This window comes from Rugamonas violacea, assembly GCF_016461825.1.
In the GTDB taxonomy this organism is placed as follows: Bacteria; Pseudomonadota; Gammaproteobacteria; order Burkholderiales; family Burkholderiaceae_D; genus Rugamonas.
This window is the reverse complement of the sequence record NZ_JAEMNU010000118.1, coordinates 1-25,361: the sequence shown is the minus strand read 5'-3', so window position 1 is coordinate 25,361 and position 25,361 is coordinate 1. Positions and strand designations below refer to the sequence as shown.

At 65.3% G+C, this 25,361-nt stretch carries 24 protein-coding genes; 7 read left to right on the top strand and 17 right to left on the bottom strand.

Features of this window, described 5'->3' with window-relative positions; genetic code table 11:
- Window positions 1-113: 113 nt before the first annotated feature.
- Genes mdcA through H7U20_RS20840 form a run of 4 tightly spaced genes read right to left on the bottom strand, consistent with a single transcriptional unit; the run spans window position 114 to window position 4,724 of the window.
- On the bottom strand, window positions 114-1,790 hold the full coding sequence (gene mdcA, locus H7U20_RS20855) for a malonate decarboxylase subunit alpha (RefSeq protein WP_199761114.1): 1,677 nt from the start codon (window positions 1,788-1,790) through the stop codon (window positions 114-116).
- Window positions 1,790-3,139 (bottom strand): TRAP transporter large permease, encoded by a 1,350-nt coding sequence (locus H7U20_RS20850; protein WP_199761064.1) that lies wholly within the window; start codon window positions 3,137-3,139, stop codon window positions 1,790-1,792. Before H7U20_RS20850 ends, mdcA begins: the two co-directional genes overlap by 1 nt.
- Window positions 3,136-3,699 carry a TRAP transporter small permease gene (locus H7U20_RS20845; protein ID WP_199761063.1) on the bottom strand — a complete coding sequence of 188 codons (564 nt, stop codon included), beginning with the start codon at window positions 3,697-3,699 and terminating at the stop codon, window positions 3,136-3,138. Before H7U20_RS20845 ends, H7U20_RS20850 begins: the two co-directional genes overlap by 4 nt.
- A complete protein-coding gene (locus H7U20_RS20840) occupies window positions 3,696-4,724 on the bottom strand; it encodes a TRAP transporter substrate-binding protein (RefSeq protein WP_199761062.1) in 1,029 nt (342 codons plus the stop codon). The genes H7U20_RS20845 and H7U20_RS20840 overlap by 4 nt, the downstream gene beginning before the upstream one ends.
- 157 nt (window positions 4,725-4,881) lie before the next feature.
- Between H7U20_RS20840 and H7U20_RS20835 the strand changes: the two genes are divergently transcribed.
- Window positions 4,882-5,547 (top strand): GntR family transcriptional regulator, encoded by a 666-nt coding sequence (locus H7U20_RS20835; protein ID WP_199761061.1) that lies wholly within the window; start codon window positions 4,882-4,884, stop codon window positions 5,545-5,547.
- A gap of 197 nt (window positions 5,548-5,744) precedes the next feature.
- Here the strand turns inward: H7U20_RS20835 and H7U20_RS20830 are convergent, their stop codons facing one another.
- Window positions 5,745-6,194, bottom strand: a complete 450-nt coding sequence (locus tag H7U20_RS20830; protein WP_199761060.1) for an RrF2 family transcriptional regulator — start codon at window positions 6,192-6,194, stop codon at window positions 5,745-5,747.
- 103 nt (window positions 6,195-6,297) lie between these two features.
- Window positions 6,298-7,734, bottom strand: coding sequence for a MocR-like pyridoxine biosynthesis transcription factor PdxR (gene pdxR / locus H7U20_RS20825; RefSeq protein WP_199761113.1), 1,437 nt, complete (start codon window positions 7,732-7,734; stop codon window positions 6,298-6,300).
- A 115-nt stretch (window positions 7,735-7,849) separates the two neighbouring features.
- Here pdxR and H7U20_RS20820 point away from each other — a divergent pair, with 115 nt between their 5' ends.
- Both H7U20_RS20820 and H7U20_RS20815 read left to right on the top strand, forming a co-directional pair.
- A complete protein-coding gene (locus H7U20_RS20820; protein ID WP_199761059.1) occupies window positions 7,850-8,290 on the top strand; it encodes a carboxymuconolactone decarboxylase family protein in 441 nt (146 codons plus the stop codon).
- A gap of 134 nt (window positions 8,291-8,424) precedes the next feature.
- The gene (locus H7U20_RS20815) at window positions 8,425-8,676 is read left to right on the top strand and encodes a hypothetical protein (protein WP_199761058.1); all 252 of its coding nucleotides are present in this window, start codon (window positions 8,425-8,427) and stop codon (window positions 8,674-8,676) included.
- 50 nt (window positions 8,677-8,726) lie between these two features.
- On the opposite strand, the gene H7U20_RS20810 is transcribed toward H7U20_RS20815, so the two are convergent.
- Window positions 8,727-9,920, bottom strand: coding sequence for a multidrug effflux MFS transporter (locus tag H7U20_RS20810; RefSeq protein ID WP_199761057.1), 1,194 nt, complete (start codon window positions 9,918-9,920; stop codon window positions 8,727-8,729).
- A gap of 215 nt (window positions 9,921-10,135) precedes the next feature.
- Between H7U20_RS20810 and epsC the strand changes: the two genes are divergently transcribed.
- Window positions 10,136-11,059: a serine O-acetyltransferase EpsC gene (gene epsC / locus H7U20_RS20805; protein WP_199761056.1), complete on the top strand. Its 924-nt coding sequence runs from the start codon at window positions 10,136-10,138 to the stop codon at window positions 11,057-11,059.
- Window positions 11,060-11,084: 25 nt separating this feature from the next.
- On the opposite strand, the gene H7U20_RS20800 is transcribed toward epsC, so the two are convergent.
- The 4 genes from H7U20_RS20800 to H7U20_RS20785 form a co-directional block, all read right to left on the bottom strand.
- The gene (locus tag H7U20_RS20800; RefSeq protein ID WP_199761055.1) at window positions 11,085-11,786 is read right to left on the bottom strand and encodes a YjjG family noncanonical pyrimidine nucleotidase; all 702 of its coding nucleotides are present in this window, start codon (window positions 11,784-11,786) and stop codon (window positions 11,085-11,087) included.
- A gap of 113 nt (window positions 11,787-11,899) precedes the next feature.
- Window positions 11,900-12,739, bottom strand: coding sequence for a MetQ/NlpA family ABC transporter substrate-binding protein (locus H7U20_RS20795; protein WP_199761054.1), 840 nt, complete (start codon window positions 12,737-12,739; stop codon window positions 11,900-11,902).
- Between the two features lie 19 nt (window positions 12,740-12,758).
- Window positions 12,759-13,454, bottom strand: coding sequence for a methionine ABC transporter permease (locus tag H7U20_RS20790; protein WP_199761053.1), 696 nt, complete (start codon window positions 13,452-13,454; stop codon window positions 12,759-12,761).
- Window positions 13,447-14,286: a methionine ABC transporter ATP-binding protein gene (locus H7U20_RS20785; RefSeq protein WP_199761052.1), complete on the bottom strand. Its 840-nt coding sequence runs from the start codon at window positions 14,284-14,286 to the stop codon at window positions 13,447-13,449. Before H7U20_RS20785 ends, H7U20_RS20790 begins: the two co-directional genes overlap by 8 nt.
- Window positions 14,287-14,711: 425 nt before the next feature.
- Between H7U20_RS20785 and H7U20_RS20780 the strand changes: the two genes are divergently transcribed.
- Entirely contained in the window at window positions 14,712-15,278 is a 567-nt protein-coding gene (locus tag H7U20_RS20780) for a YceI family protein (RefSeq protein WP_199761051.1), read from the top strand.
- Window positions 15,279-15,482: 204 nt separating this feature from the next.
- On the opposite strand, the gene H7U20_RS20775 is transcribed toward H7U20_RS20780, so the two are convergent.
- Together H7U20_RS20775 and H7U20_RS20770 are read right to left on the bottom strand one after the other, a co-directional pair.
- Window positions 15,483-16,079, bottom strand: a complete 597-nt coding sequence (locus H7U20_RS20775; RefSeq protein ID WP_199761050.1) for a chromate transporter — start codon at window positions 16,077-16,079, stop codon at window positions 15,483-15,485.
- Window positions 16,076-16,651 (bottom strand): chromate transporter, encoded by a 576-nt coding sequence (locus tag H7U20_RS20770; RefSeq protein WP_199761049.1) that lies wholly within the window; start codon window positions 16,649-16,651, stop codon window positions 16,076-16,078. The genes H7U20_RS20775 and H7U20_RS20770 overlap by 4 nt, the downstream gene beginning before the upstream one ends.
- A 191-nt stretch (window positions 16,652-16,842) precedes the next feature.
- Here H7U20_RS20770 and H7U20_RS20765 point away from each other — a divergent pair, with 191 nt between their 5' ends.
- Window positions 16,843-17,070 carry a hypothetical protein gene (locus tag H7U20_RS20765; protein ID WP_199761048.1) on the top strand — a complete coding sequence of 76 codons (228 nt, stop codon included), beginning with the start codon at window positions 16,843-16,845 and terminating at the stop codon, window positions 17,068-17,070.
- Between the two features lie 452 nt (window positions 17,071-17,522).
- Here H7U20_RS20765 and H7U20_RS20760 read toward each other — a convergent pair whose 3' ends face one another.
- The 3 genes from H7U20_RS20760 to H7U20_RS20750 all read right to left on the bottom strand — a co-directional run bounded on the left by H7U20_RS20760 (window position 17,523) and on the right by H7U20_RS20750 (window position 22,460).
- On the bottom strand, window positions 17,523-18,404 hold the full coding sequence (locus tag H7U20_RS20760; protein ID WP_199761047.1) for a PAS domain-containing protein: 882 nt from the start codon (window positions 18,402-18,404) through the stop codon (window positions 17,523-17,525).
- Window positions 18,405-18,826: 422 nt separating this feature from the next.
- The gene (locus H7U20_RS20755) at window positions 18,827-19,447 is read right to left on the bottom strand and encodes a phosphohydrolase (RefSeq protein WP_233410961.1); all 621 of its coding nucleotides are present in this window, start codon (window positions 19,445-19,447) and stop codon (window positions 18,827-18,829) included.
- A 73-nt stretch (window positions 19,448-19,520) separates the two neighbouring features.
- Window positions 19,521-22,460: a hybrid sensor histidine kinase/response regulator gene (locus tag H7U20_RS20750; RefSeq protein WP_233410960.1), complete on the bottom strand. Its 2,940-nt coding sequence runs from the start codon at window positions 22,458-22,460 to the stop codon at window positions 19,521-19,523.
- A gap of 404 nt (window positions 22,461-22,864) precedes the next feature.
- Between H7U20_RS20750 and H7U20_RS20745 the strand changes: the two genes are divergently transcribed.
- Window positions 22,865-23,494, top strand: a complete 630-nt coding sequence (locus tag H7U20_RS20745) for a LysE family translocator (RefSeq protein ID WP_199761046.1) — start codon at window positions 22,865-22,867, stop codon at window positions 23,492-23,494.
- 193 nt (window positions 23,495-23,687) lie between these two features.
- On the opposite strand, the gene H7U20_RS20740 is transcribed toward H7U20_RS20745, so the two are convergent.
- Window positions 23,688-24,305, bottom strand: coding sequence for a YceI family protein (locus tag H7U20_RS20740; RefSeq protein WP_233410959.1), 618 nt, complete (start codon window positions 24,303-24,305; stop codon window positions 23,688-23,690).
- Window positions 24,306-25,361 lie beyond the last annotated feature (1,056 nt).

Below are 25,361 nucleotides of genomic sequence, written 5' to 3'. Positions count from 1 at the left end.
TGTCTCATTCGGGGCGCAATGGCGGTCGCTTGAGAAGACCCGGCGGCGAAATCTGGGGTCAGACCCTGCGGGTCTGACCCCAGCTCTCCGCCTTTGGGTCCCAGCGTGCTCGATCACCAGTTGCGGAAGCGTTTGGGCGGGTTGTACAAACCGCCCGAGGCGCGCACCAGGTCCTTCATGTTCTTCGCCGCCAGCAGGTCGCGCGTGGCCAGGCGTTTGTCGATGCCCAGGTCTTCGGCGCGGCGGATGATGCCGCGCCGGCGCAGATCCTCCACCATCGCTTGGTCGCGCGCCAGGCCGACCGGCGTGTAGCCGGCCACGCCGCGGATGGCCTGTTCGCGTTCCTCGTCGCTGCGGCACAGCAGCAGGTTGGCGATGCCTTCCTCGGTCAGGATGTGGGTCACGTCGTCGCCGTAGATCATCACCGGCGGGATCGCCATGCCGGCCTGCTCGGCCAGTTCCCAGGCGTCGAGTCGCTCGACGAAGGCCGGTTGCATGTGCTCGCGGAAGGTCTCGACGATCTGCACCACCAGCTTCTGGCCGCGCGGGATGGTGTTGCGGCCGCCGCGCGCCTCGGCGCCGGCCTTCAGCCAGGCCGCGCTGGCGTGGCGCCGGCCGCGCGCGTCGGCGCCCATGTTGGGCGCGCCGCCGAAGCCGGAGATGCGGCCCAGCGTGGCGGTCGACGAATTGCCCTGCAAATCGATCTGCAGGGTCGAGCCGATGAACATGTCGCAGGCGTAGTGGCCGGCCGCCTGGCAGAGCGCGCGGTTGCTGCGCATCGAGCCGTCCGGGCCGACCGCGAACACGTCGGGGCGGGCGCGGATGTAGTCTTCCATGCCCAGCTCGGAGCCGAAGGAGTAGACCGATTCGACGAAGCCCGATTCGATCGCCGGAATCAGCGCCGGATGCGGATTGAGCGCCCAGTGGCGGCCGATCTTGCCTTGCAGGCCGAGCGAGGCGGCGTAGGTCGGCAGCAGCAGCTCGATGGCGGCGGTGTCGAAGCCGATGCCGTGGTTGAGCCGCTCGACGCCGTACTCGGCGTAGATGCCCTTGATCGCCATCATCGCCATCAGCACCTGGATCTCGGAGATCTGCGCCGGGTCGCGGGTGAACAGCGGCTCGATGTAGTAGGGCGTCGGCGACTGCACGACGAAGTCGACCCAGCCGCCGGGGATGTCGATGCGCGGCAGCGTGTCCATGATCTGGTTGACCTGGACGATGACGATGCCGTTCTTGAAGGCGGTGGCCTCGACGATGGCCGGCGTGTCCTCGGTGTTCGGGCCGGTGTACAGGTTGCCGTTGCGGTCGGCCGCCTCGGCGGCGATCAAGGCCACGCGCGGCGGCAGGTCGACGAAGTAGCGGCTGAACAGCTCCAGGTAGGTGTGGATGGCGCCGATATTGAGCTTGCCGGCGGCCAGCAGCTTGGCCACCCGGCCGGCCTGCGGGCCGGAGAAGGAAAAGTCCAGCTTGGACGCCACGCCGCGCTCGAACACGTCGAGGTGTTCGGGCAGGGCCAGCACCGACTGCAGCATGTGCAGGCCGTTGACGCGGGCCGGGTCCAGCCCGGCCAGCGCCTGGCCGAGGAAGTCGGCCTGCTTCTGGTTGTTCCCCTCCAGGCAGACGCGGTCGCCGCATTCGAGCACGGCGTGCAGCAGGTCGGCGATGCGGCCGGCCGGCAGGCTTTTGCCGGCCAGCTGGTTGCCGAGCGCGGCGCGGCCCCGTTCCAGCCGCGCGGCGCGGTTGCGCTGCAGCGTGTTCCACTGGCGCGGCTGGCTCGACACTTGGTTCATCATTTCACTCCCATGATCATATTCGGCAGGCCGGTGGCGATGCCGGGGAAGACGCACAACAGCAGCACGGCGACGAACATCAGCAGCAGGAAGGGGAACACGCCCCAGATCACGTCCTTGAGCGGAATGTCCGGCGCGATGTTCTTGATGACGAAGATGTTCAGCCCCACCGGCGGATGGATCAGTCCCATCTCCATCACCACCGTCATGACGATGCCGAACCAGATCAGGTCGAAGCCGGCGGCTTTCAGCGGCGGCAGGATGATCGGCGCGGTCATCAGGATAATCGATACCGGCGGCAGGAAGAAGCCGAACACGACGACCATCAGCAGGATCACCGCCAGCAGCAGCCATTTTGACAGATGCATGCCGACCACCCAGTTGGCGGCCGACTGGCTGATGTGCAGATAGCTCATCACGTAGGAGTAGAACAGCGACATGCCGATAATCAGCAGCAGCATGGTCGACTCCTTGATGGTCGAGCTGAGGATGGGCGCCAGGTCCTTCGGCCGCCAGACCCGGTAGACCACGGCGATCAGCACCAGCGCCAGCAAGGCGCCCAGGCCGGCCGTCTCGGACGGCGTGGCGAAGCCGCCGTACAGCGCCACCATCACGCCGATCAGCAGGATCAGGAAGGGCAGCACGCGCGGCAGCATCTCGACCTTTTGCGCCAGCGTGAAGTGCTCGTCCTCCAGATAGGCCGACTTGACGCCGCCCTGTTCATAGATCTTCAGCGCCAGACGGTATTCCTTGCGGGCGCGCTGCACGGCGTAGCCGGCGAACAGCAGCACCAGCAGGATGCCGGGGCCGATCCCGGCGAGGAACAGGCGGCCCAGCGATTGCTCGGCGGCGACCGCGTACAGGATCATGGTGATCGACGGCGGCAGCAGGATGCCCAGCGTGCCGCCGGCGGCGATGATGCCGGCGGCGAAGCCGGGCGAGTAGCCGCGCTTGCGCATTTCCGGAATGCCGGCCGAGCCGATCGCCGAGCAGGTGGCCGGCGACGAGCCGGCCATGGCGGCGAACAGCGCGCAGGCGAACACGTTGGCGATGCCCAGGCCGCCCGGCACCTTGTGCAGCCAAGTGTGGATGGCCGAGTACAGGTCCTTGCCGGCGGGCGATTTGCCGATCGCCGCGCCCTTGAGGATGAACAGCGGGATCGACAGCAGTGTGATCGAGGCCATCTCCTCGTAGACGTTCTGGGTGATGGTGTCGAGCGAGGAGGCCGGCATGCAGAAGTACATGAAGCCGGTGGCCACCACGCCGAGCGCGAAGGCGATCGGCATGCCGGAGAACATGACCACCAGGGTGACGGCGCCGTACAGGGCGCCGAGTGTCAGTTCGCTCATGGCGCGTCCCCTTGTTGAGGTTTGTTGCTGAGGTGGGCCAGGGTTTGCAGCAGGATCTGCAGCGTCAAAATGGTCATCCCGGCCGCCATCATCGCGTAGGGGATCCACAGCGGCGGGGCGAAGGTCGAGGAGGTGGTTTGACCGTCGCGCCAAGCCTCGTGGAACAGGCTCCAGGACTTCCACGAGAAGAAGGCGCAGAACAGGCAGGACAGCAGGTCGACGAAGAACAGGCGCACTTGGTTGACCCGGCGCGGCAGCAGCACCGCCAGCGCCTCGATGCCGATATGGCCGCGATGCGACTGCACATAGGCGGTGCAGAAGAAGGTCACGCCGACCAGCATGAAGACCGAGGCCTCGTCCTGCCAGTCGGTGGGCGCCTGGAAGAAGTAGCGCGACACCACCGAGTAGGTCAGCACCAGCGCGGTCAGCACCAGCGCCGCCATCGACAGCTTGAGCAGCGCGTTGTTGAGCCGGTTCAGCAGGCCCGCGACGGCCGCCAGCGCCGGGTTGTCCGGCAGCGCCGGCCCGGGCGGCGGCTTCAGTTCGAAGCCGTGGCTCATAGCGTTTTCTGCGCCAGCAGCAGCAGCTTGGCGCAGTTCTCATTGCGTTCGCCGTAGTCCTTCCAGGCGGTGGTGCGGGCGATGGCCTGCCATTTCTTGACGGTGGCGGGGCTCAAGTCGACCACCTTGGCGCCGGCCTTCTGGTAGACGGCGGCCACCAGCGAGTCGTCGGTCTGCGCCGATTTGCGGGCGAAGGTCTCCAGCTCGCCGCCGACCGCCATGATGGTGGCCTGCTGCTCCTTGCTGAGACGGTCGAACACCGCCTTCGACATCATCAGCGGTTCGAACATGAACCAGTAGGCGGCGCCACGGCCGCTGGTCAGCGCCTTCGACACTTCCTCCAGGCGGAAGGAGATCAGCGAGGTCGACGAGGTCAAGGCCGCGTCCATCGCGCCGGTCTGCATGGCGGCGTAGATCTCGTTGGACGGCAGCGAGACGACGGCGGCGCCGGCCGCCTTCAAGATCAAATCCATTTCGCGCGAGCCGCCGCGGATCTTCAGGCCCCTGGCGTCCTCCGGCTCGACGATCGGCTTGGTGCGCGAGGCGACGCCGCCGGCCTGCCAGATCCAGCTGACCACCACGATGCCCTTGTCCAGCAGGATGCGGCTCAACTCCTTGCCCACCTCGGCGTTCTTCCAGCCGTAGCCCTGCTCGTAGGAGGTGACCAGGCCGGGCATCAGGCCGATGTTCACCTCGGGCACCTCGCCGCCGGCGTAGGACAGCGGCACCAGCGACAGGTCCAGCGCGCCCTTGCGCATCGAGGAGAACTGGGCGTTGGTCTTCATCAGCGAGGAGCCGGGATAGATCTCGAACTTGAGCGTGCCCTTGCTGCGCTTTTCCACCTCGCTGGCGAACATGCGGGTCAGGCGGTCGCGGAAGTCGCCTTCGCTGACGGTGCCGCCGGGGAACTGGTGGGAGATCTTCAGTGTGGTGGCCGATTGGGCCCAGGCCGACTGCAGCCAAAGTGGGGTGGAGAGGCCGGTGGCGAGCGCACCCAGCATTGCCCTGCGTTTGAGTAAAGTCATACGTCCTCCAAGGAGTTGAATTAGAACAACATTATGGATCAAGCAAGCAAATATGCAACATCCTTTTTTATGTATACAAGAATATATCGGCTGAATACATTGTCAAGCCAAATTTAGGTTTTATAATGAAGATTCATATACACGGCAGCCAGGAACCATGAGCAACCATTCCGCCGCCTTGCGCGAAGCCATAGAAGAAATGATCGCCGTCGGCAGCCTGTCGCCCGGCCAGCATTTGGACGAGACCGAACTGGCGCAACAGTTCGGCGTATCGCGCACGCCGATCCGCGAGACCTTGATCCAGCTCGCCTCGATGGGTTTGGTGGTGATCCGGCCCCGGCGCGGCGCCATCGTCGCCGAGCTGGGGCCGCAGCAGCTGGTCGAGATGTTCGAGGTGATGTCGGAGATGGAGGCGACCTGCGGCCGCTTGGCGGCGCGGCGCATGACGGCGGAGGAACAGCAGGCGTTGTTGGCGGCGCACCAGGCCTGCAAGGACGCGCGCGACGCCGAGGAGCCGGACGCCTACTACTACAAGAACGAGGTGTTCCACGAAGCGATCTACGCCGGCAGCCACAACCAGTTCCTGATCGAGCAGACGCGCAATCTGTACCGCCGGCTGCGGCCGTATCGCCGTCTGCAACTACGCGTGCGCAACCGGCTGGCCACTTCCTACGACGAGCACGACGGCGTGGTGCAGGCGATTGTGCGCGGCGACGGCGAGTTGGCGGCCCAGCTGCTGCGCGGCCACGTCATGATCCAGGGCCAGCGCTTCGCCGACCTGATGGCCTCGCTGCCCCAGCTCACACAAAAAACCGCCGCCTGACCCGTCCGTGACCCGTGCGGGGTCAGGACCCGTGCGGGGTCAGCAGCGTGCGGGGTCAGTGCCGACATTCGGACACGGCCTGAGCCGTATCGCCATAATTCAGGCGGTTGGGGGTAGTTGCGACCGTGTCTACGCTTGAGCTCGTGTCCGAATGTCGGCACTGACCCCGGGGGATGCTGACCCCGGGGGACGGGGGATCAGGGAAGGGGCATGAAGGTGAGGGGGGAGCTGCCGTCGGTGGGGGTGGCCTTGGGCAGCAGGTCGCGCAGGGTCAGCTTGTCGAGCACGGCCAGGTAGGCCTGGGTCGCCTCGCCCAGGCTGGACTTGAGCTTGCAGTCCGGTGTCAGCGGGCAGGAGTTGTTGGCGCGGTCGAAGCATTCGGCCATGAAGAAGTCGGTTTCCGTTTCGCGCACCAGCGCGCCGATGTTGATCTGCTCCGGCTCGCGCTTGAGGCGCAGCCCACCGTTGCGGCCCCTGACCGTCTCGACGATGCCCGACAGGCCGAGCTGGTAGACCACTTTCATCAGATGGTTCTTGGAGATCGCGTGCAGGTCGGCGATGTCCTGGATGGTGACCAGCCGGTCGCGGTTGACGCCAAGGTAGAGCAAGGTGCGCAGCGTGTAGTCGGTGAAGGAAGTCAGTCGCATCGTCTCGGTCCGTGGGAGGGCAGCCAGGTTAGTGCCTTGCATGACGCTATTTTACTTGCAGGGTTGTCGCCGTGGCTGGCTTTCATACAAATTAGGCCAGTAGTTATACCATTATCTCGGCGAGGATATCGCGCACGCGCAGCAGGGCGACTTCGATGTCGAGCGTGTCGATGGCGCCGTAGCCGAGGATCAGGCCCTGGCGCGGCGCGCTGTCGGCGTAGAAGTTGGCCAGCGCGTACAGGCCGACGTCGGCGCGGCGCGCCAGGCGTAGCAGCAGGTCCATGTCCAGCGGCGCCTTGCACAGCGCGGCGATGTGGAAGCCGGCGCTGGCCGGCACCAGCTCGAACCAGGGCGCCAGATGGTCGGCGAACAGGGCCAGGATGCGCTCGCGCCGGCTGGCGTAGATGGCGTGGCAGCGGCGGATGTGCTTGTGCAGATAGCCGTCGGCGATGAACTTGGCCAGCGCCTGCTGGGTCATGCTGGCGCTGTGCCAGTCGCTCAGGTGCTTGACGGTGACGGCGGCGTTCAGGATCGCCGGCGGCAGGATGGCGTAGCCGAGCCGCAGCTCCGGCAACAGCACCTTGGAGAAGGTGCCGACGTAGGCGACGATGCCGTGTTGGTCCATGCTCTGCAAGGAGTCGGTGGGCCGGCCCTCGTAGCGGAAGGCGCTGTCGTAGTCGTCCTCGATGACGATTGCGCCGATCTCGCGGGCGCGCGCCAGCAGGGCGTGGCGGCGTGCCACGCTCATCGGCATCCCCAGCGGGAATTGGTGGGCCGGCGTCACATAGATCAGTCGCACGCCCGCCGGGATCCGCTCGACCAGCATGCCCTCGGCGTCGACCGGCACGCCGACCACGCGCGCGCCCTGGCTGGCGAACAGCGTGCGCGCCGGCGGATAGCCGGGCTCCTCGACGGCGACCAGGCTGTCCGCTTCGATCAGCACGCGGCCCAGCAGGTCCAGCGCCTGCTGGGCGCCGTTGGTGACCAGCACTTGGCCGGCTTCGCAGACCACGCCGCGCGAAAAGGCGGCGTGGCGGGCGATCGCCTCGCGCAGCGCCGGCAGGCCCTCGGTCGGCGCGTAGTGGCCGCGCGTGCGGCCGTCCTGGCGCAGCGCGTGCAGCACGCAGCGGCGCCACTCGTCCTGCGGGAAGTGCGACGGCGAGGCGCAGCCGCCGAGGAACTCGTAAGCTGAGCGGCCGTGCGGGAAGGACCTGCGCAGCGGCGTGGCGATGGCTTCCCAGCGCGCCACGACGGCGGCGCTGGCCAGGTCGGCGGCTTGCTGGCGGCGCGGCCTGGCGTCGGCCGGCGCGCTGACGAAGCTGCCGACGCCGACCCGGCCGAACAGCAGCCGGTCCAGGGTCAGGCGGGCGTAGACGTCGGAGACGGTCTTGCGCGACAGGCCCAGCTGGGTGGCCAGCAGGCGTGACGGTGGCAGCTGCTGGCCGTCGGCCAGGCGGCCGCTGCGGATGGCGGCGTCGAGCTGGCGGTACAACTGGCCGGCCAGGTCCTTGTTGCCTTCGATGGCGATGTGTAGTTCCATGTGGTCGGTGGTCTGGTCTTTTTTGTCCGGATTGGCATCCTGCGGCGCCGTCTGGCGCACCTACAATGGCTGCACCAACTGAACTTTAACAGTGAACTTTAACAAAGGAAGCGCCATGGAACCAAGAATCGATTTTTACACCGCCTCGCCGGAAGGCTTCAAAGCGATGCTGGCCTTTGAGGCGGCGGTCAGCAAGCTGGGTCTGGAGACCTCGCTGCTGGAGCTGGTGCGCTTGCGCGCCTCGCAGATCAACGGTTGCGCCTTCTGCGTCGACATGCACGTCAGCGACGCGCGCAAGGCCGGCGAGAGCGAGCGCCGCCTGCAGACCGTGGTGGTGTGGCGCGAGACCACGTTGTTCACGCCGCGCGAACGGGCCGCGCTGGCCTGGACCGAGGCGCTGACCCGCATCGCCGACACCCACGCGCCGGACGCCGACTACCAGGCGCTGACGCAGCACTTCAGTCCGAAGGAGGCGGTCGACCTGACCTTGGCCATCAACTCCATCAACAGCTGGAACCGTTTGGCGATCAGTTTCCGCAAACTGGTCGGCGAATAGGGCCGGCGAGTCGGGGCGGCGGGGTTGGCGTCGCGCGCTGCGGCGCCATGTGCGCTGGCGCACCATGCCGCGCTGCGCGCCTAACATATACTGGCACTTACTGGTACTGGGCGTGAACCACTCAAGGGGGAAGCATGGAAAACAGCGATCAACGCCGGCAGTTCGTCGGCGAATTGTGGCGCCGCTTCGAGGCGCTGCAGGAATGGGCGATCGACAACTGGCCGGACCAGCAGCAGCCGCTGTCGAGTGCAAATTTTGTCGAGGCGCGCAAGGAAATCCTGGCCCTGGGCCACGACGACGGGCTCAAGCAGGCGGCGCCGGGCGCTGCCGAGCCGGCCGACGGCGGCCCGCAATATGTCGACGTGACGCCGGCGCCCTGGCCCTAGCTCCCAGGCCCGAGGCCGCCGGCCTCGGTGCGCCGCTGGGCGCGGCGGGCCTAGGCCGCGTTGGCCGTGTCGGCCGTCGTATCGCCCTGCGCCAGCAACCAGGCCAGCAGACTGAGGACCAGGCCGGCCATGACGCCGCAGGCCAGCTTGAGCGCGCTGTCGAACAACAGCGGCGCCACCAGGCCGGACACCAGCGCGAACAACAGCATCTGGATGAAGGACTGCATCGACGAGGCCAGCCCGCTGTTGTTGGGGAAGTGGTTCAAGGCCAGCAGCGTCATCGGCGGCATCGCCAGCGCCAGCGCGAAGGAGTAGACGAACAGCGGCAGCACGGCCCACGGCACCTCGGCGGCGAAGTAGTAGTTGTAGGCGATGTTGACGGCGGCGGCGACGATCATCAGCGCGTAGCTGGCCCAGATCAGCGCCGCCTGCGAGTAGCGGTGGGCGAACTTGGCGGCCAGCGCCGAGCCGACCACCATGCCGCTGATGAGCGGGATGAACAGCCAGGCGAAGGCCGTCTCCGGCAGGTGCAGGATGTTCATGACGAAGTAGGCGGCCGAGCCGATGTACAGCGCGAAGCCGGCGAAGCTCATGCCGACGGCCACCGAGACCAGCAGGAACTGGCGGTGGCACAGCACCTTCCAGTAGTTGGCGGCGATCACGCCGAGGTGGAAGGGATGGCGTTCGCGCGGCGGCAGGCTCTCCGGCAGGGCGCGCTGCACGGCGACGAACATCAGCACGCCGAAGGCGGCGAGGAACCAGAAGATCGAGCGCCAGCCGAACGACACCTGCAGCCAGCCGCCCAGCACCGGGGCGATGGCCGGCGCCAGGCCGAACACCATCATGATGTGCGACAGGATCTTCTGCGCTTCGCCGCCGGTGAAGCGGTCCTGCACGATGGCGCGGCCGACCACCGAGCCGGCGCCGGCGGCCAGGCCTTGCAGGATGCGGCAGGCCAGCAGCACGCCGTAGGATGGCGCCAGCGCGGCGCCCACGGAGGCGCCGATGTACAGCACCAGCGAGCAGAGGATGACCGGGCGGCGGCCGAAGGAGTCGGACAGGGTGCCGTAGAACAGCATCATGAAGGCGAAGCAGAACAGGAAGGCGCTGAGCGTTTGCTGGATCAGCATCGGGCTGGCGTCGAAGGTCTGGGCGATCGCGGGGAAGGAGGGCAGGTAGGTGTCGATGGCCAGCGGTCCGACCATGGACAGGCCGGCCAGCAGCAGGGTGAGCAGAATATTCATGAAAGACTTATTGTTCGTTAGAACGGTATTTTACGCCAGCTGGCGCCACGGCGTCGGCGCCGGCGCCAGCGCGCTTTCGCCAAGGATGACATAATCATATGTCGATGCCGCATATCGAACGACAAAATGATGCCTTCCCTTTTGTCGTCCGCCTGCGCATCATGCGTTTTTTTACCCGGCCGGCGCGCCGTGACCCCAAGCGAAGCGGAACCACGATGACTATCGATACCTTTGACAACCACGCCGTCAAGCCGACGCACTGGAACCTGGCGCCGGTGATCGCGCAGCTGCGCGTGTCGCGCGAGGCCACCCACAACATCCGCCACCACGGCCGGGTGCGCGAGCTGCCCTCGCGCGAGGCCTTGACCACCATCGTCAACGGCCTGTCGGCGGTGCTGTTCCCGACCCACTACGGGCGGCCCAATTTGACCGACGAGAGCATCGATTACTTCGTCGGCGACACCCTCAACACCACCTTGAACCGGCTCACCGAGCAGGTCCGGCGCGGCCTGCAGTTCTCCGCCGGCGGCGGCGTCTGCGACGAGGAGGCGCTAAGCGAGCAGGCCAACTGCATCACCCGCGAGTTCGCCGCCGGCCTGCCGGAGATCCGCGCGCTGCTGGTGTCGGACGTGCAGGCGGCCTTTTCGGGCGACCCGGCGGCGACCTCGATGGCCGAGATCATGCTGTGCTATCCGGGCACCATCGCCATCCTGTACTACCGCCTGGCGCACCGGCTGCAGCAACTCGGTTCGCCGTTTTTGGCGCGCCTGATCTGCGACATCAGCCACTCGCTGACCGGCATCGACATCCATCCCGGCGCGCGCATCGGCGCCAGCTTCTTCATCGACCACGGCACCGGCGTGGTGATCGGCGAGACCGCCATCATCGGCCAGCGCGTGCGGCTGTATCAGCACGTCACGCTGGGCGCCAAGCGCTTCCCGGCCGACGAGCAGGGCACGTTGATCAAGGGCGTGCCGCGCCACCCCATCGTCGAGGACGACGTGGTGATCTACGCCGGCGCGACGATTTTGGGGCGCATCACCATCGGCGCCGGCTCCACCATCGGCGGCAATGTGTGGCTGACGCAGAGCGTGCCGGCCGGCAGCAACGTGTCGCAGGCGCAGATGCGCAACGACTGACGGCGCTGCGGCCGCCAGGCATCGCTCAACAGACCGCCAGCCCCTGCAAGGACGGAACGATGTCGCGCAGGCTGGCGACCTCGTAGGTGGGAAGCGCCGTCGATTCGTTGGCCGCGCGGTCGGGGTTGAACCAGCAACTGTCGATGCCGTATCGGTTGGCGCCGAGAATGTCGGCGTCCAAGCGGTCGCCGACGATGATCGTTTCGTCCTTGGCGAAAGTGCCGGCCAGGTTGGCGGCATAGTCGAAAAATCGACTGTCCGGCTTGGCATAGCCGCAAGCCTCGGAAGTCGCGACGAAGGAAATGTGCTCAAACAGCCCGGAACTGGCGATGCGGCGGTTCTGGATGGCGTCGACGCCATTGGTGATGATACCCACTTTAGCGATCGCGGCCAGCGTCGCGCAGAGCGTCGTGGCGCCGTCGATCAGGACCACCGTATCCGACAGCGACTCCAGATAGATGCGACTGGCCGCCTCGGGGTCCAGTTCGAGGCCCTTGGCCAGGAAGGTGTTGCGGAAGCGTTCGACCTTGAGGAAATCCTTGGAAACGCTGCCTTCCTCGAACTTTTTCCACAGTTCCAGGTTGATCGCCTGGTACTGGTGGAACAGCCCATCGATGCCGTCGCGAAGGCCCAGTTCCCACATGGTGCGCACGAAAGAGAGTTTTTCGGACGCCTTGAAGTCGAGCAGCGTATCGTCCAAATCAAACAGGAACAGTCTATATTTCATGGGCGCATGTTAGCACGCGCTTGAGGTGCCGGCGCTTGAAAACCACCCAAAGGCGGAGAGCCGGGGTCGGACCCGGCGGGTTCGACCCCGGATTTTGCCTCGGGGGGAGGGGCTTACTTCTTCGCCGGTTTGGCGGCCGCTTCCAGGGCCAACTGGTCGTCGGTCTTGGCGTAGTCGGCGAAGTGCTTGTTGGTCACGTCGAGGAAGGCTTGCGAGCGGTAGGCCGCCGCGAGGTCCTTGGCGAATTGCTTGTCCTTGTCGGCGGTGCGGATCGCCACCAGGTTGACGTAGTTGGCCGAGATCTTCTCGGTCAGCAGCGCTTCCTTCAAGCGGATGCCCGAGGCCAGCGCGTAGTTGCCGTTGATGAAGGAGTAGTCGGTGTCCTGCAGCGAACGGGGCAGCTGGGCCGCCTCCAGCGCCACCAGTTTGACTTTCTTCACATTGGCGACGATGTCCTTCTCCGACACGCGGATCGGATCGAACTTGTCACGCAGCTTGACCCAGCCCAGCTGGTCGAGGATGACCAGCGCGCGCGCCTGGTTGGTCGGGTCGTTCGGCATGGCCACGGTCTGGCCTTCGCGCACCTCGGCCAGCGCCTTGTGCTTGCGGCTGTAGATGGCGATCGGCGCGGTCGGAATCTGCACCAGGGCGGTCAGCGCCAGCTTGTGCTCGGCGGCGAATTTGTTCAGGTAGACGGCGTGCTGGAAGACGTTGGCGTCGAGCGAGCCCTCGGCCAGCGCGAAGTTGGGCTGCACGTAGTCGTTGAACTCGACCAGTTTGATCTTGTAGCCCTGCTTTTCCAGGATGGGCTTGATGCCCAGCTTGATCTGGTCGGCGTAGGGGCCGGAGCTGGTGCCGATGACCAGTTCTTTCGGGTCTTTGGCGGCGGCGGAACCGGCCGCCAGGGCCAGGGTCAGGGACGAGAGCAGCAGGGCGCGGCGGGTGATGGTCATCTGTTTCTTCCTTTGTCGATTAACGTTTGTCGATGCGTTTGGCAATGCGGTTGCCGGTGAATTGGATCACCTGGACGATGAGGATCAGCATGGCCACGGTGGCGATCATGATGTCGGTCTCGAAGCGGTAGTAGCCGTAGCGGATGGCCAGGTCGCCGATGCCGCCGCCGCCGACCACGCCGGCCACGGCCGAGTAGGAGAGGAAGCTGATCGACAGCACGGTGAGCGCCGTCACCAGGCCGGCGCGGGCTTCGACCAGCAGGACGCGGGTGACGATCTGCAACTCGGTGGCGCCCATGGCGTGGGCCGCCTCGATGACGCCGCGCGGCACTTCGCGCAGGCTCTGTTCGACCATGCGGGCGAAGTAGGGGATGGCGGCGAAGGACAGCGGCACGGCGGCGGCCAGCGGGCCGATCGAGGTGCCGGCGATGATCCGGGTGAACGGCACCAGCGCCACCAGCAAGATGATGAAGGGGAAGGAGCGCACCGTGTTGACCAGCCAGCCGAGGATCAGCGCGGCGGGGCGGTTGTGCAGCGATTGGCCGTCGGCGACCAGGAACAGCAGGATGCCGAGCGGGCCGCCGAGCAGCACGGCGGCAGTCAGGCCGATGCCGAGCATGGTCAGGGTCTGGCCCAGCGCCAGCCACATTTCGGGCAGCATCTCGACGACGGGGGCCAGGCGGGCCGGCAGTTCGGTGGTGAAAAATTCAAGCATGTTGGTGCTCCTTGCGGGCGCGGGCGGCGACGATGTCGGCGCGCAGGACGGCCAGTTCGCGGCCCAGCACGGTCTGGCGCGCGGTGGTGTCGTCGTCGAGGTCGAACTGTTCGGCGATGGCGCCGTGTTCGATGACGGCGACGCGGTTGCAGATTTCGCCGAGCACGTCGAGTTCGTGGCTGACGATGACGATGGTGACGTCGAGGCGCTGGTTGATGTCGCGCAGCGTGCCGAGCAGGGCGCGGGTGGTTTCGGCGTCGAGCGCCGAGGTCGGCTCGTCGCACAGCAGCACGGCCGGGCCGCTGGCCAGGGCGCGGGCGATGGCGACGCGCTGCTTCTGGCCGCCGGACAGTTGCGCCGGATAGCTGTCGGTCTTGTCGCTGAGTTCGACCAGGGCCAGGCAGTCGGTGACGCGGCTGGCGATCTGTTCGGTGTTCATGCCGCCGTGGATGCGCAGCGGGAAGGCGACGTTGTCGAACACGCTGGCGTTTTGCAGCAGGTTGAACTGCTGGAAGATCATGCCGATGTTGCGGCGGGCGTCGCGCAGTTCGTTCTTGGGCAGCGCCGTCAGTTCGCGGCCGTCGACGGTGATGCTGCCGCTGTCGGGGCGTTCGAGCAGGTTGATCAGGCGCAGCAGGGTGGACTTGCCGGCGCCGCTCTTGCCGATCAGGCCGAAGATGTCGCCTTCGCGCACCTCCAGCGTGACGTCGCGCACGGCGTGGAACTGGCCGCCCTTGGGCAGGGCGAAGGTCTTGTTGGCGCCGGCGATGCGGATCAGCGTGGGACGTTGGGTAGCGGGTGGTGGTGCGGAGAAACTGGTCAAATTGCGCATAAATCTGGAGTAGGGGTAATGGCCGGCGGGCGTCTAGGCGCGCGGCGGCGGGTTGTTGCGTGTACCTGGCTCGCGGATCGCACGAGGGCTGTAGGGCGGTCTGGGCGACTTGGTGAGTCTGGCCGGATACTTCGATGCCGTGGAGTATGGCATCGACCCTATGTTCAGGTAAACGAAGATATAAAGCTTTCTATATGCTTAAAAAGTATTAAGAAATGCGATGTTGCGAATTTTCTGATACTTGCGTGACGCTATTATCGATTTTTTCGATCATAAAGCGGGAAATATTTCGTTTTACTTCTCAATGGTGCGCGAGCATAATTTGCTGCATTCGATATGATAACAACTAGGCAATGTGTGTTGCGTGCAAAAAGGTGCGCAGCCTGGTCGAATCTTGAATCCCCCGTCCACTCTTGGAGTCCCACATGAAAAAAATTGTTGCCCTGTTGATCGCCGCTGGTTTCTCGATGTCCGCCTTCGCCGCCGCCGATACCTACAATATCGACCCTAGCCACACCTTCTCGCGTTTCGAGTACAGCCACTTCGGCTACTCGACCCAACAGAGCCGCTTCAACAACACCACCGGCAAGATCACGCTGGACCGCGCCGCCAAGACCGGTTCGGTCGATGTGGTGATCGACACCAAGTCGGTCGACACCGGCAACAGCGTGTTCAACAACCACATCCAGGCCGAGGACTTCTTCGACACCACCAAGTTCCCGACGATCAGCTACAAGTCGACCAAGTTCAACTTCGACGGCGACAAGCTGGCCTCGGTTGACGGCAACCTGACCATCAAGGGCGTCACCAAGCCGGTGACCCTGACCGTGACCTCGTTCCAGTGCATGCCGCATCCGATGCTCAAGAAGGATGCCTGCGGCGCCAACGCGGTGGCCAAGATCAAGCGCACCGAGTTTAACGCCGGCAAATACGCTCCCTACGTCGGCGACGACGTCAGCCTGAGCTTCGCCATCGAGTCGGTCAAGGAGTAAGCCGCTCCGGCTGGACGGCACGCCGTCCGGGCCGGTAAGAACACGAAAAAAGGGTCGAGCCTGCGGGGGCGGCCCTTTTTTTATCTGTGCGCGTCACCGCTGCGCCGGCAAAACCCCGGGGCGCAATCTAGGGTCGGACCCGTCGGGTCCGACCCTGGCGTCGCGCCGCCGGGGTTCGCCGGCATGCCCGGTTCCAATCATAATTCAGACCAGTTGCAGCGCGCCAACGAGGGCGCCGGCCGCCATCAGCCACAGCAGATGAATCTTGCTGCGCCAGATCAGCAGGCCGGCGACGCTCGACAGCAACCACAGCGGCCAGTCGGTGGCCGCGACGCGGTGGGCGCTGCCGAGGATGATGCCGGCCGACACCAGCAGGCCGACCACCACCGGCGCCATGCCCTGCTTGAAGGCGCGTACGGCGCGCAGCTCGCGGTTGCGGTGGCCCCAGCGCGCCGCCAGATAGGTCAGCGTGGTGCTCGGCAACATGATGCCCAGCATCGTCGTCAACACGCCGAGCAGGGCCGCCGCCGTGCTGCCGGCGTTCAAGCCCACATTCCAGCCCATCAGGGCGACGAACAGCACGTTCGGTCCCGGCGCCGCCTGGGCGATGGCGATCGAGTCGTTGAACTGCGCCTGGGTCAGCCAGTGCTGCTCGACGACGAGGAAGCGGTGCATCTCCGCCGTGGTGGAGATGGCGCCGCCGACCGACATCAGCGACAGCATCAAATAGTGGCCGAACAGATTGAGCCAGTCGGCCCAGTCCAGCGCCAATTGCAAAGGCGGCAGTGGCGGCGCGCTCATGGCTTGAGCCTGCGCCAGGTCAGCGCGCAGCCCAGGCCGCCCAGGCTGGCCAGCGTGTAGGGCAGGGGCCAGTGCAACACCACCATGAACAGCACCGCCAGCAGGGCCAGCGGCAAGCTCAAGGCCAGCGGCAGCGGATGTTTTTTCAGCGCCGAGGCCAGCTTCACGCCGGTGGCGACGATCAGGCCGGCCGAGACGGCCGCCATGCCGCGCAACGCGCCGGCCACGGCGGGGTTGTCGGAATAGTGTCCGTACAGCACAGCCAGCAACACCACGATGACCAGCGGCACGGCCAGCATGCCGCTCAGCGCCGCCATCGCGCCGGGCAGGCCGAAATAGCGGCCGCCTATCATCAGCGCCAGGTTGGCCACGTTGGGGCCGGGCATGATCTGGGCGACCGCCCATTCCTCGATGAATTCTTCCTGGGTCAGCCAGCGCTTGCGCTCGACCAGTTCGCGCTGCACCACGGCCAGCACGCCGCCAAAGCCCTGCAGGGCCAGCACGGTGAAGGAGAGGAACAGGTCGCTGAGGGAGGCGGGCCGGGGCCGATCGGGGGCTGTCACAGGTGTCATGGCGCAATTATCGCCGTCGCCGGCGCCGCTGTCCATGCGGGTTTCCACATGCAGTCACGGCCGCCCGGCAGAAAAAATCGGAGTCGATACGAAGCTGCCATTGACTTTGCTCACCATTGTTCGATACTCCTTCTGCCACCCCGCTTTGGCATTGGCCTGGACCGATTTCCTCAACTGAAAAGAGACCGATCATGATCAACGCTCCCATCCTGGACGCCCCGCAGGCCAGCGCGCCGCCCTCAATCTATCAACTCCGCAGCAATATGCAGAGTAGCGAGGTGGTCGACCGGGGCATCGCGGTGCAGGCCAGTTTCAGCTCGATTTGCGCGATCGAATACTTGAAATCCCACAATATCGATCCGGAAGTCATCAAACGGGTGCTATTACATCCCGAACTGCGGCGAAAGGGACGCCATTGACGGCGATTCCCTTGCCGCCAACTTTCCTGTCGGATTTCTTTTCCGGCAGGAAATTGGTGTGTCCGTGCTATTCCCCTGCTTAGTCGTCCGGCGGCTTAAGTTATGCACAAATAATATGGATAAGAAATTTCGTGATGTTTTTTCATGCACGAAACATGATGTTTGTAAGTCATTGATTTATAAGGATTATGTTTTTGCCTTTTGGATAGGCAGTTTGTTGTAAGCCGCACCGTTACAGGGTCTCCGGCCTGTCAATAGGGGGTTGTCCACAAAGATATCCACAGCCATTGTGGATATCCGAAAAACCCCTTAACAATCCGTAACTTAGCCCGGTCGAGTCACTTGCGGAACGCAAGATGCCGACGTTTACGCCGCGTGTTGGGCGAAATTACCGGCAGATGACGACTGTATGTCCATACAGTACTTCTTGTCACAAATTGTCGGACTTGCCATTAAACGGGCGTGGCGAGGGCGATGTATTGGCTGGGTTTGCCGTCCGCGTCCAACGTCGGCGTGACGCTCAGTTGCAGCTTCAGTAGCTCGCCGTCACGGCGCCGCATGCCAACCACATCGCTCCAAGGCTCGCCCCGGGCCAGCGCGGCCAGCGCCGCCGCCTGCTGCTCGGCCGGCCAGGGCTGGGGCAGCAGGGCCTCGCCGCCCTGGCCCAGCAGTTCCTCGCGGGAATATTGCAGTGTCGTGCAGAGTTTGTCGTTGAGTTCGGTGATCTTGCCGTGGCGGTTGAAGGCCATCAGCATGGCGTGCTGGTCCAGCGCGGCCAGCAGTTGCCGGCTCCTGGCCAGCGCCGCCGCCAGGGCGTCGCTGCGCTGGCGCGCCGCCAGCAGGTTGGCGTAGCCGCGCAGCGAGGAGATCACCGTGGTGAACAGCTTGCGGGTGGTCAGGTCGGTCTTGCACCAGAAGTCGTTGATGTCGTAGTCGAGGATGATGCTGTGCTCCAGCGCTTGGCCGGGCTGGCCGGTGCGCAGCACGATGCGCACCAACTGGTTGTCCAGTTCCTCGCGGATCTGCCGCGCCACGCGCAGGCCGGCGTCGCTGGTCTCCATGATGACGTCGAGCAGGACCAGCGCCACGTCGCCGCTGTTGCGCAGGACGGTCAGCGCCTCGTCGCCGCTGTAGGCGTGCAGGAAACACAGGCGGCGCCCCATGAAGCAGGCGTTGCTCAATGAAAATTTCGTCACCACATGCACGTCGACGTCGTCGTCGACGATCAGCACCTTCCACGGCGCCGGCGTGGCCGTGTCGGCGGCCGGGGCGGCCGGGTTCGATTCGTCATCGATCATCCAGTCGGTGTTGCTGTCGTCGTCGTTCAGGTTCATGCATCTTCCTGTGGCGAGTGAATAGACCTGTTCCGTAGAGTGACACTATTCCTAGGCGGAAGTTTTGTCAAAGGATTCCCGGGCGGTGGTGTCAGGCTGGTGTTATGCACAAAAAATATTTTTTGTATTGACGGAAGGAATCTTTGACGAGCCCAGTTGTGTGTTTGTAAGTCATTGATTTTATTCATAAAAATTATTGCCTGTGGATTGGGCATTTTGTTGAAACCCGCATCGATACTGGCGTTCCGCGCTGTCAAGTGGCACTTACCCACAAGCTTATCCACAGTTGGTGTGGATATCTCTAAAAAGCGCTTTAAAAACTGTCGCTTAGCCGACTTTAATGAGAAAACGCCTGCGAAGTGCTCCGCGCCGACGGCCGCAAAGCCGCTGGCCAGGCGGCTTTGACGACTTTCGGCGGGCCGCTAGAGGCGTCCTTTCAACAGGTTCAATTGCTCCAGGAAACGTTCGCAAGCCAGCACCGGGGTCCAGGGTTCCCATGGCGTGCCGCCGTATAGTTGTTGCAACGGGTCGACATCGAGCGGCGTCGCGCTGATTTTCAGGGTGCGCCGCACCTCGTGGCGCGACCAGCCGACCACGTGCACCGCTTCGCTGGCGGCGGCCAGCCGGTCGGCGCGCTTGTGCAGGGCGTGTTCGCGGCTGGTCCAGTGCGGCAGGCCGTAGCGCAGGAACACCGCCTGCTCCAGCCGCTGGGTCAGCTCGCGGAAGGCTTCGCCGAGGAAGGGTTTGAGCACGGAGATGCAGTCGAAGCCGAGCAGGCCCTCTTCGGCGTCGTGCAGCAGCTCGCGCAGCTCGCGCACCGGGTCGGGCGGGCGGGCGCCGGCGGCGCGGCGGATCAGCATGACGGCGATCGAATGCTGGGCCACCGACAGCGGCAGCGGCCAGGCCGAGTGGCCGCCCCAGCGGTAGGTGCGGGCCAGGCCCAGCGCCAGGTCGGCGTCCTCCCAGTCGAACGGGGTCGGGTCGAGCAAGTCCAGCCGCTTGGCCGAGGGCATGCGCACCCAGGCCCTGATTTCGTTGCTCATGTTGCGCGACTCATATTGGGGGTGGTTCTTGGGGTTGGTGTGCATATGCTACCGCCGATCGCCGCGGCCACGCTCAGGCGGCGCCGGGCAGTGTGGCGATGCAATTGTTGCAATGGCTGTCGCGCAGGTCGGCGCAGGCTTGTTGCAACGCTTCCTCCAGCTGCGGCAGGGCGGTGAGGACCGACTCCAGCGCGCCGGCGCTGGCCAGTTCCTCGAGCTGGTGGCACAGGCCGTGCAGCCGGGTCGAGCTGAGGTAGGCGGCGCTGCCCTTGAGCGCGTGCAGGGCGGTCGAGGCGGCCGCCGCGTTGCCCTCGGCCAAGGCCTGGCGCGCCAGCGCGAAGCGCCGCGGCGCCTCGTCGAGGAAGGCTTGGGTGATGCGTTGCAGATGTTTGTGCGACAGCCCGGCCAGCGGCTGGATGCGGATGGTATTCGGCTGCGTCGGCTGAGCCGGTTGAGCCGGCTGCACCGCTTGGGCGGCGCGGTCCGGCGCCGGCGGCTCGAACGCGCCGGCCGGCGGCGCCAGGTCGGCCGGCAGCGGCGCGATGCCGAACTGGGCGGCCAGATCGGCATCGCTGGGCGGCGTCTGGCCGGACGCCGGCGCCTTTTCAGCCATGGCCGTGGCCGGACGCAGCCCCCGGCCACGGCTGAGCAGGCGGGCGATGGTTTGCTCGAACTGGTCGTATAGCAGGCGCTCGTCGACCGGCTTGCTGAGGAAGCCGTCCATGCCGGCGGCCAGGTAGCGGGCGCGGTCGAGGTCGCTGGCGTTGGCGGTCAGGGCGATCACCGGCACCGTCGGTTCGAGCACGCGGTGTTGCAGGTCGCCGCCGGCGCGGATCACGCGCACCGCCTGTTCGCCATCCATCAGCGGCATGCGGCCGTCCATCAGCACCAGGTCGTAGCTGGCGCTGGCCAGCGCCTGCAGGGCTTGCAGGCCGTTCTCGACCAGGTGGATGTCGTGGCCCATCTGTTCGACCAGGGTGGCGATGATGATTTGGTTGGTGCGCACGTCCTCGGCGCACAGCACGCTGAGCCGGTAGGCGTGCGGCTGGCGGCGCGGCGCGGCCAGCGGATCGGGCGGCGGCGCCACGCCGGGCGCCAGCGGCAAGGTGACGTGGAAGGTCGAGCCGGCGCCGACCCGGCTGTCGACGCCGATGCCGCCGCCCATCAACTCGGCCAGCTCCTTGCAGATCGCCAGACCGAGGCCGGTGCCGCCGTAGCGCCGGGTGGTCGAGTGGTCGGCCTGCTCGAATTTCTGGAACAGGCGCGACAAGGTGGCCGGCGCGATGCCGGGGCCGGTGTCGCTGACGGCGAAGCGCAACGCCGCCGCGCGGCCGCCGTCGCCGTCGCCGGGCAGGGCCGGCAGCGCCGTCACCTGCAATTGGACCTCGCCGCCGTCGGTGAACTTGATGGCGTTGCCCAGCAGATTGAGCAGGATCTGGCGCAGCCGGGTCGGGTCGCCGCGCACGTAGCGCGGCAGGTCCAGCGCCACGTCGCGGCGCAGCAGCAGGCTTTTGGCGTCGGCCTGGGCCTGCAGGATGGCGACGGCGTCGTCGAGTAGCAGCATCAGGTCGAAGTCGACGCTTTCGATGGATAGCTTGCCGGCGTCGATCTTCGAGTAGTCGAGGATGTCGTTGAGGATGGTCAGCAGCGCCTCGCCGTTCTGCAGGCCGATGCGCAGGTATTCCTCGGTGCGGCCGCGCACGCTGCGGTCGCGCATGGCGAATTTGAGCATGCCGATGACGCCGGCCAGCGGGGTGCGGATGTCGTGGCTCATCGCCGACAGGAAATCGATGCGGTGGCGGCTGACCACCTCGGCGTGCTCCTTGGCGGCGTTCAGCTCGGTGGTGCGCTCGGCGACGCGCTGCTCCAGGGTGTTGCGCAGCAGGCGGATCTGGTCGGCCAGGGCGAAGGCCAGCAGCAGGCCGTCGAGGGTGCCGCCGAGCAGGGTGAACAGCTGGGCGTTCTGCACCACGGCGGGGATCAGGCCGACGTTGGCGGGCAGGATCAGCAGGCCGGGCAACATCAGCGCGGCGAAGCCGAGCACGAAGAAGCGCGCCGGTTGGTAACCCTGGCACCAGACGACGATGCCGCTGATCAGCGCCAAGGTCATCCAGATCATGATGACGATGGTGGCCAGGGTGTGGGCGTAGCTGAGCGCGAAGTAGCAGCTGGGCAGGGCCAGCAGCGGCAGCGCCAGGTTGATGTGGCTGAGCCGGTACAGCCGGGGAGCGTGCTGGCGCAGACGCAGGAAGTGGGTGTAGAACAAGGTGCTGAGCACCGGTAGCAGGAAGAAGGGCAGGTAGTGGACGCGCAGATCGTGCCAGTCGAACAGGTCGGTGCCGAGGTGGAAGGTCAGGCCCCAGCCGGCGGCGTAGCTGAGCACGTACAGCGAGTAGTACAACGAGGACTTGTCGCGGGTGTAGGAGTAGATGAAGAAGTTGAACAGCGCCAAGGCCAGCAGCGCGCCGATGGCGCCGATGGTCAGCACGTTCTCGCGCGCCACCAGGCGCTGGTAGGCCGGCTGCGGCGCCAGCGCGAACACCGGCGTGCGGGCGTAGTAGGGGCTGGAGAAGCGCAGCAGCAATTGGTAGCGCTGGCCGGGCTGCAATTCGATGTCCTTGCCGTAATGCAGCATGTAGTCGTGCGGCGCGCGGTAGCCCGTTTGCCGACGGTTGACGGTGCCGTCGGCGCCGTAGAGGCCGATCTCGACCTGGTCGATCAGCGTGTCGTTGGGATCGACCACCCAGGCGGTGGTGGTGCTGTCGTTGCGCAACTCGACGTGCAGCCAGTAGCTGCCGCCCAGCAGGTCGACTTTGGCGGCGGGGCGCAGGCCGGCCAGCATGGCGGGCAGGCCGGCGGCGCTGGCCGGGGGCGATTGGCCGGCGGCGGCGTGGTAGAGGGTGGCGTGGGGCGCCAGGTCGAGGCTGGTTTGGCCGTCCTGCAAGGTCGCCAGCGATGCGGCGCGGGCGGGCAGGGCGGCGAGCAGACACAGCAGCGACAGCAGACACAGCAACAGCGGCAGCAGCCGCAGCAGTCGCAGCAGTCGCAGCAGTCGGATGAGCAGACCGGGTGTGATGGCCTGGTCGGGCCGGCGCGGCGAGCTGGCGGTCGCAGACGCAAACGCAGACGCAAACGCAGACGCAGACGCTGGCCGCGCTGCGGCGCGGTGGCTTGGCGCAAGACGGGGATGGAGAATTGGCATCTTGCGTGCAATATTCATGGGTGGTCGGGGTTGTCGGCCCGCCACTGCGGCGCCGACACCGGCGTGATAAGAGTAAGCGGCTGAGCAAGCCATTTTAATCGACAACGCCAGGTCGCTGCCGAAACGCAAGCCACAGCCGCGTAAAAGTGGCTGTTTTTGCCATCCTCCGTTCCTCCCGGGTATTATGGCGTTTTTTTCGACCGGGAAACTGTATCGTGCTCATTACTCCAGAACAAGCTCTCGCCTTCCTTGGCGTCGCCGTGGCGATCACCGTTTCGCCGGGACCGGACAATTTGATGGTGTTGGGTGTAGGCATGTCGCGCGGCCGGCGCCAGGGCATGGCCTTCGGCCTCGGCTGCGCGCTCGGTTGCCTCAGCCATACGGTGCTGGCCACCTTGGGCGTGAGCGCGCTGATCGCCGCGTCGCCACTGGCCTTCGGCGGCCTCAAGCTGCTCGGCGGCCTGTATCTGGTGTGGCTGGGCATCGGCGCCTTGCGTAGCCGTGGCGGCACCCGCGTCGGCGGCGACGGCCTGCCCGACGACAGCCTGGGCAAGCTGTTCGCCAAAGGCTTGTTCGCCAATAGCATCAACCCGAAGGTGGTGTTGTTCTTCCTGTCTTTTTTGCCGCAGTTCGTCATCGCCGAGCGTGGCGATGTCAGTTGGCAGACGGCGCAGCTGGGACTGATCTTCACGGCCCAGGGTTGCTTGCTGTTCGGTTTGTTGGGCTATTTTTCCGGCGCAGTGGGCAAGTGGATCAACCGCCATCCGCGTGCCGGACTGTGGCTGGACCGCATTGCCGGCACGATCTTCGTCGGCCTCGGCCTGCGCTTGATGGTGGCGCGCTAGGCTGGCCAGCGGCCAGCGGCCAGCGGCCGGTGCGGTCAAGACCAGGAGCCGGCTCATTTCTAGTCTTGGTAGAAATATTGACTGATTTGTCATCAAGATGTCATGCTGCACTGCCACAATGGCCTTGCTCTTTCAAGTCTCTCCCGATTTGAAACCTTTCGCCCGCAGCGCAAGCTTGCGGGCATTTTTTTGTTTACGGCGCCAGCGCGACCAGGTCGAAGCGCAATTCCAGCTGGTCTTGCACGGCCAGCGCGCCGCCCATCAGCGAGTAGGGCACGATGCCGAAGTCGCTTTGCTTGAAGCGTACCGTGCCGGTGGCGCGCAAGGTGTTTCGCTCGCGTTCGATGCGCACCGGAATCGACAGCGTGCGGCTGACGCCGTGCAAGGTGATGCTGACCGCCAGCGGAGCATCAGCATCAGCATCGGCATCAGCATTGGCAGCGGCGCCGCGCTCGACGTGCACCTTGACCAGCGGATAGCGTTCGGCGTCGAGCACCTTGACCAACATATTGTGGCGGGTGCCGGCGATGGCGTCGGCGCCCGGTTGCGTGTCCAGGGCGGCTTGGATGCGCAGTTCGGCTTCATCGACCGTCAACTGGTCGAGACGGAAGCTGAAATCGGCCAGCCCCGCCGCCGGCGCGACCAGACCGCTGATGGCGCGGCTGGCCACCACGTGGTCGTGGCCGAAGCGGGCGAAGGCGCCGCCGCGCCTGACGGTGACGGCAATCAATGAGCGGCCCGGCGCTATGCTCAACACCTGTTGGCCGAGTTGGCGGGCGTGCTGGTAAGGCGCTTGCGTGGTCGCGTCCATGTCGGCGTGCGCCGCGTTGGAAGGGGGCGTCGGCACTGATGGTTTGGCCGGCGATATGGCTGCGGCCGGCACCGGTATTGGCGGTGGCGCCAGTGGTGTGCAGGCATTCAGTAGGGCGGCCAGCAGCAGCGCGGTTGCCGGTTGCGGCGCGCTGCGGTGCGGTGGGGAAACCGGTGTTGTCATTGCAAATCCCTAGCTTGTGTAAGGTCTCTCGTGCCGCGCGACGAAAAATCGCCAATGGTCATTTGGCCGTCATATTGACCCTATATTATCCGTCTCGCTGTACCAAGCGTGCTCCAGTTGGTCACCGTGTCCAAGCTGGCAAGGGATGTCACAGAGCATGACTCAGCAGGCTAGCCGGTGGCCTTAAACATCGGCACCAATTCCCCTTCAATGCCTGGCCGACGCGCCAGGCATTGTGCCTTTCCCGCGCGCCAGCGGACCCTGCTGATAGTCAAAACGATAACGTAGTCCGGACAAACTCACTAGCCTGATGATTGTAAGGGGGCGAAGGAGTATTTAAGCTGCCTTAATGAAGTCCTAAGCCTGACTTTGGGTATTGCTGGCAAAGTAACACCTGTAGCGCGCGGTTCAAGCCGTGCGACAAGTTGCCGGACTTATTTTCCGGCACGAATTTCATCCAGGCGGCACGATTGCCGCCGGACACCGACCATCCCCACGCCTAAAAAGCGTTTCAGGCCGGCCCATCTCACGATGTGGCCGGCCTTTTTTTTGCCGGACATTTTCCGGGGATGGAGTGTCCTGTCTTGAATCGAATACGGCGATCGGCGATTGTGGAACTCGTCTCGTGCCGATTGAATCCGCAGCCGAATATGGTCAGCAGAAAGTTGTCCAATTGCCGACATTAAGTTCACCATGCATAAAGTCGCCGGCACGACCCTAAACGCACGCCGTTATACACAAGTCCGGACCGTCGTGCGCTTGGCCGAAAAATCCGTTTACATTCAATGAGTTGCGGCCGCCCTTGTAAACTTGGCCGTTTTCGCGTTTACTCTCGTCTTTTTGGATGAACCAATTGGCGACCGCATCGACGCA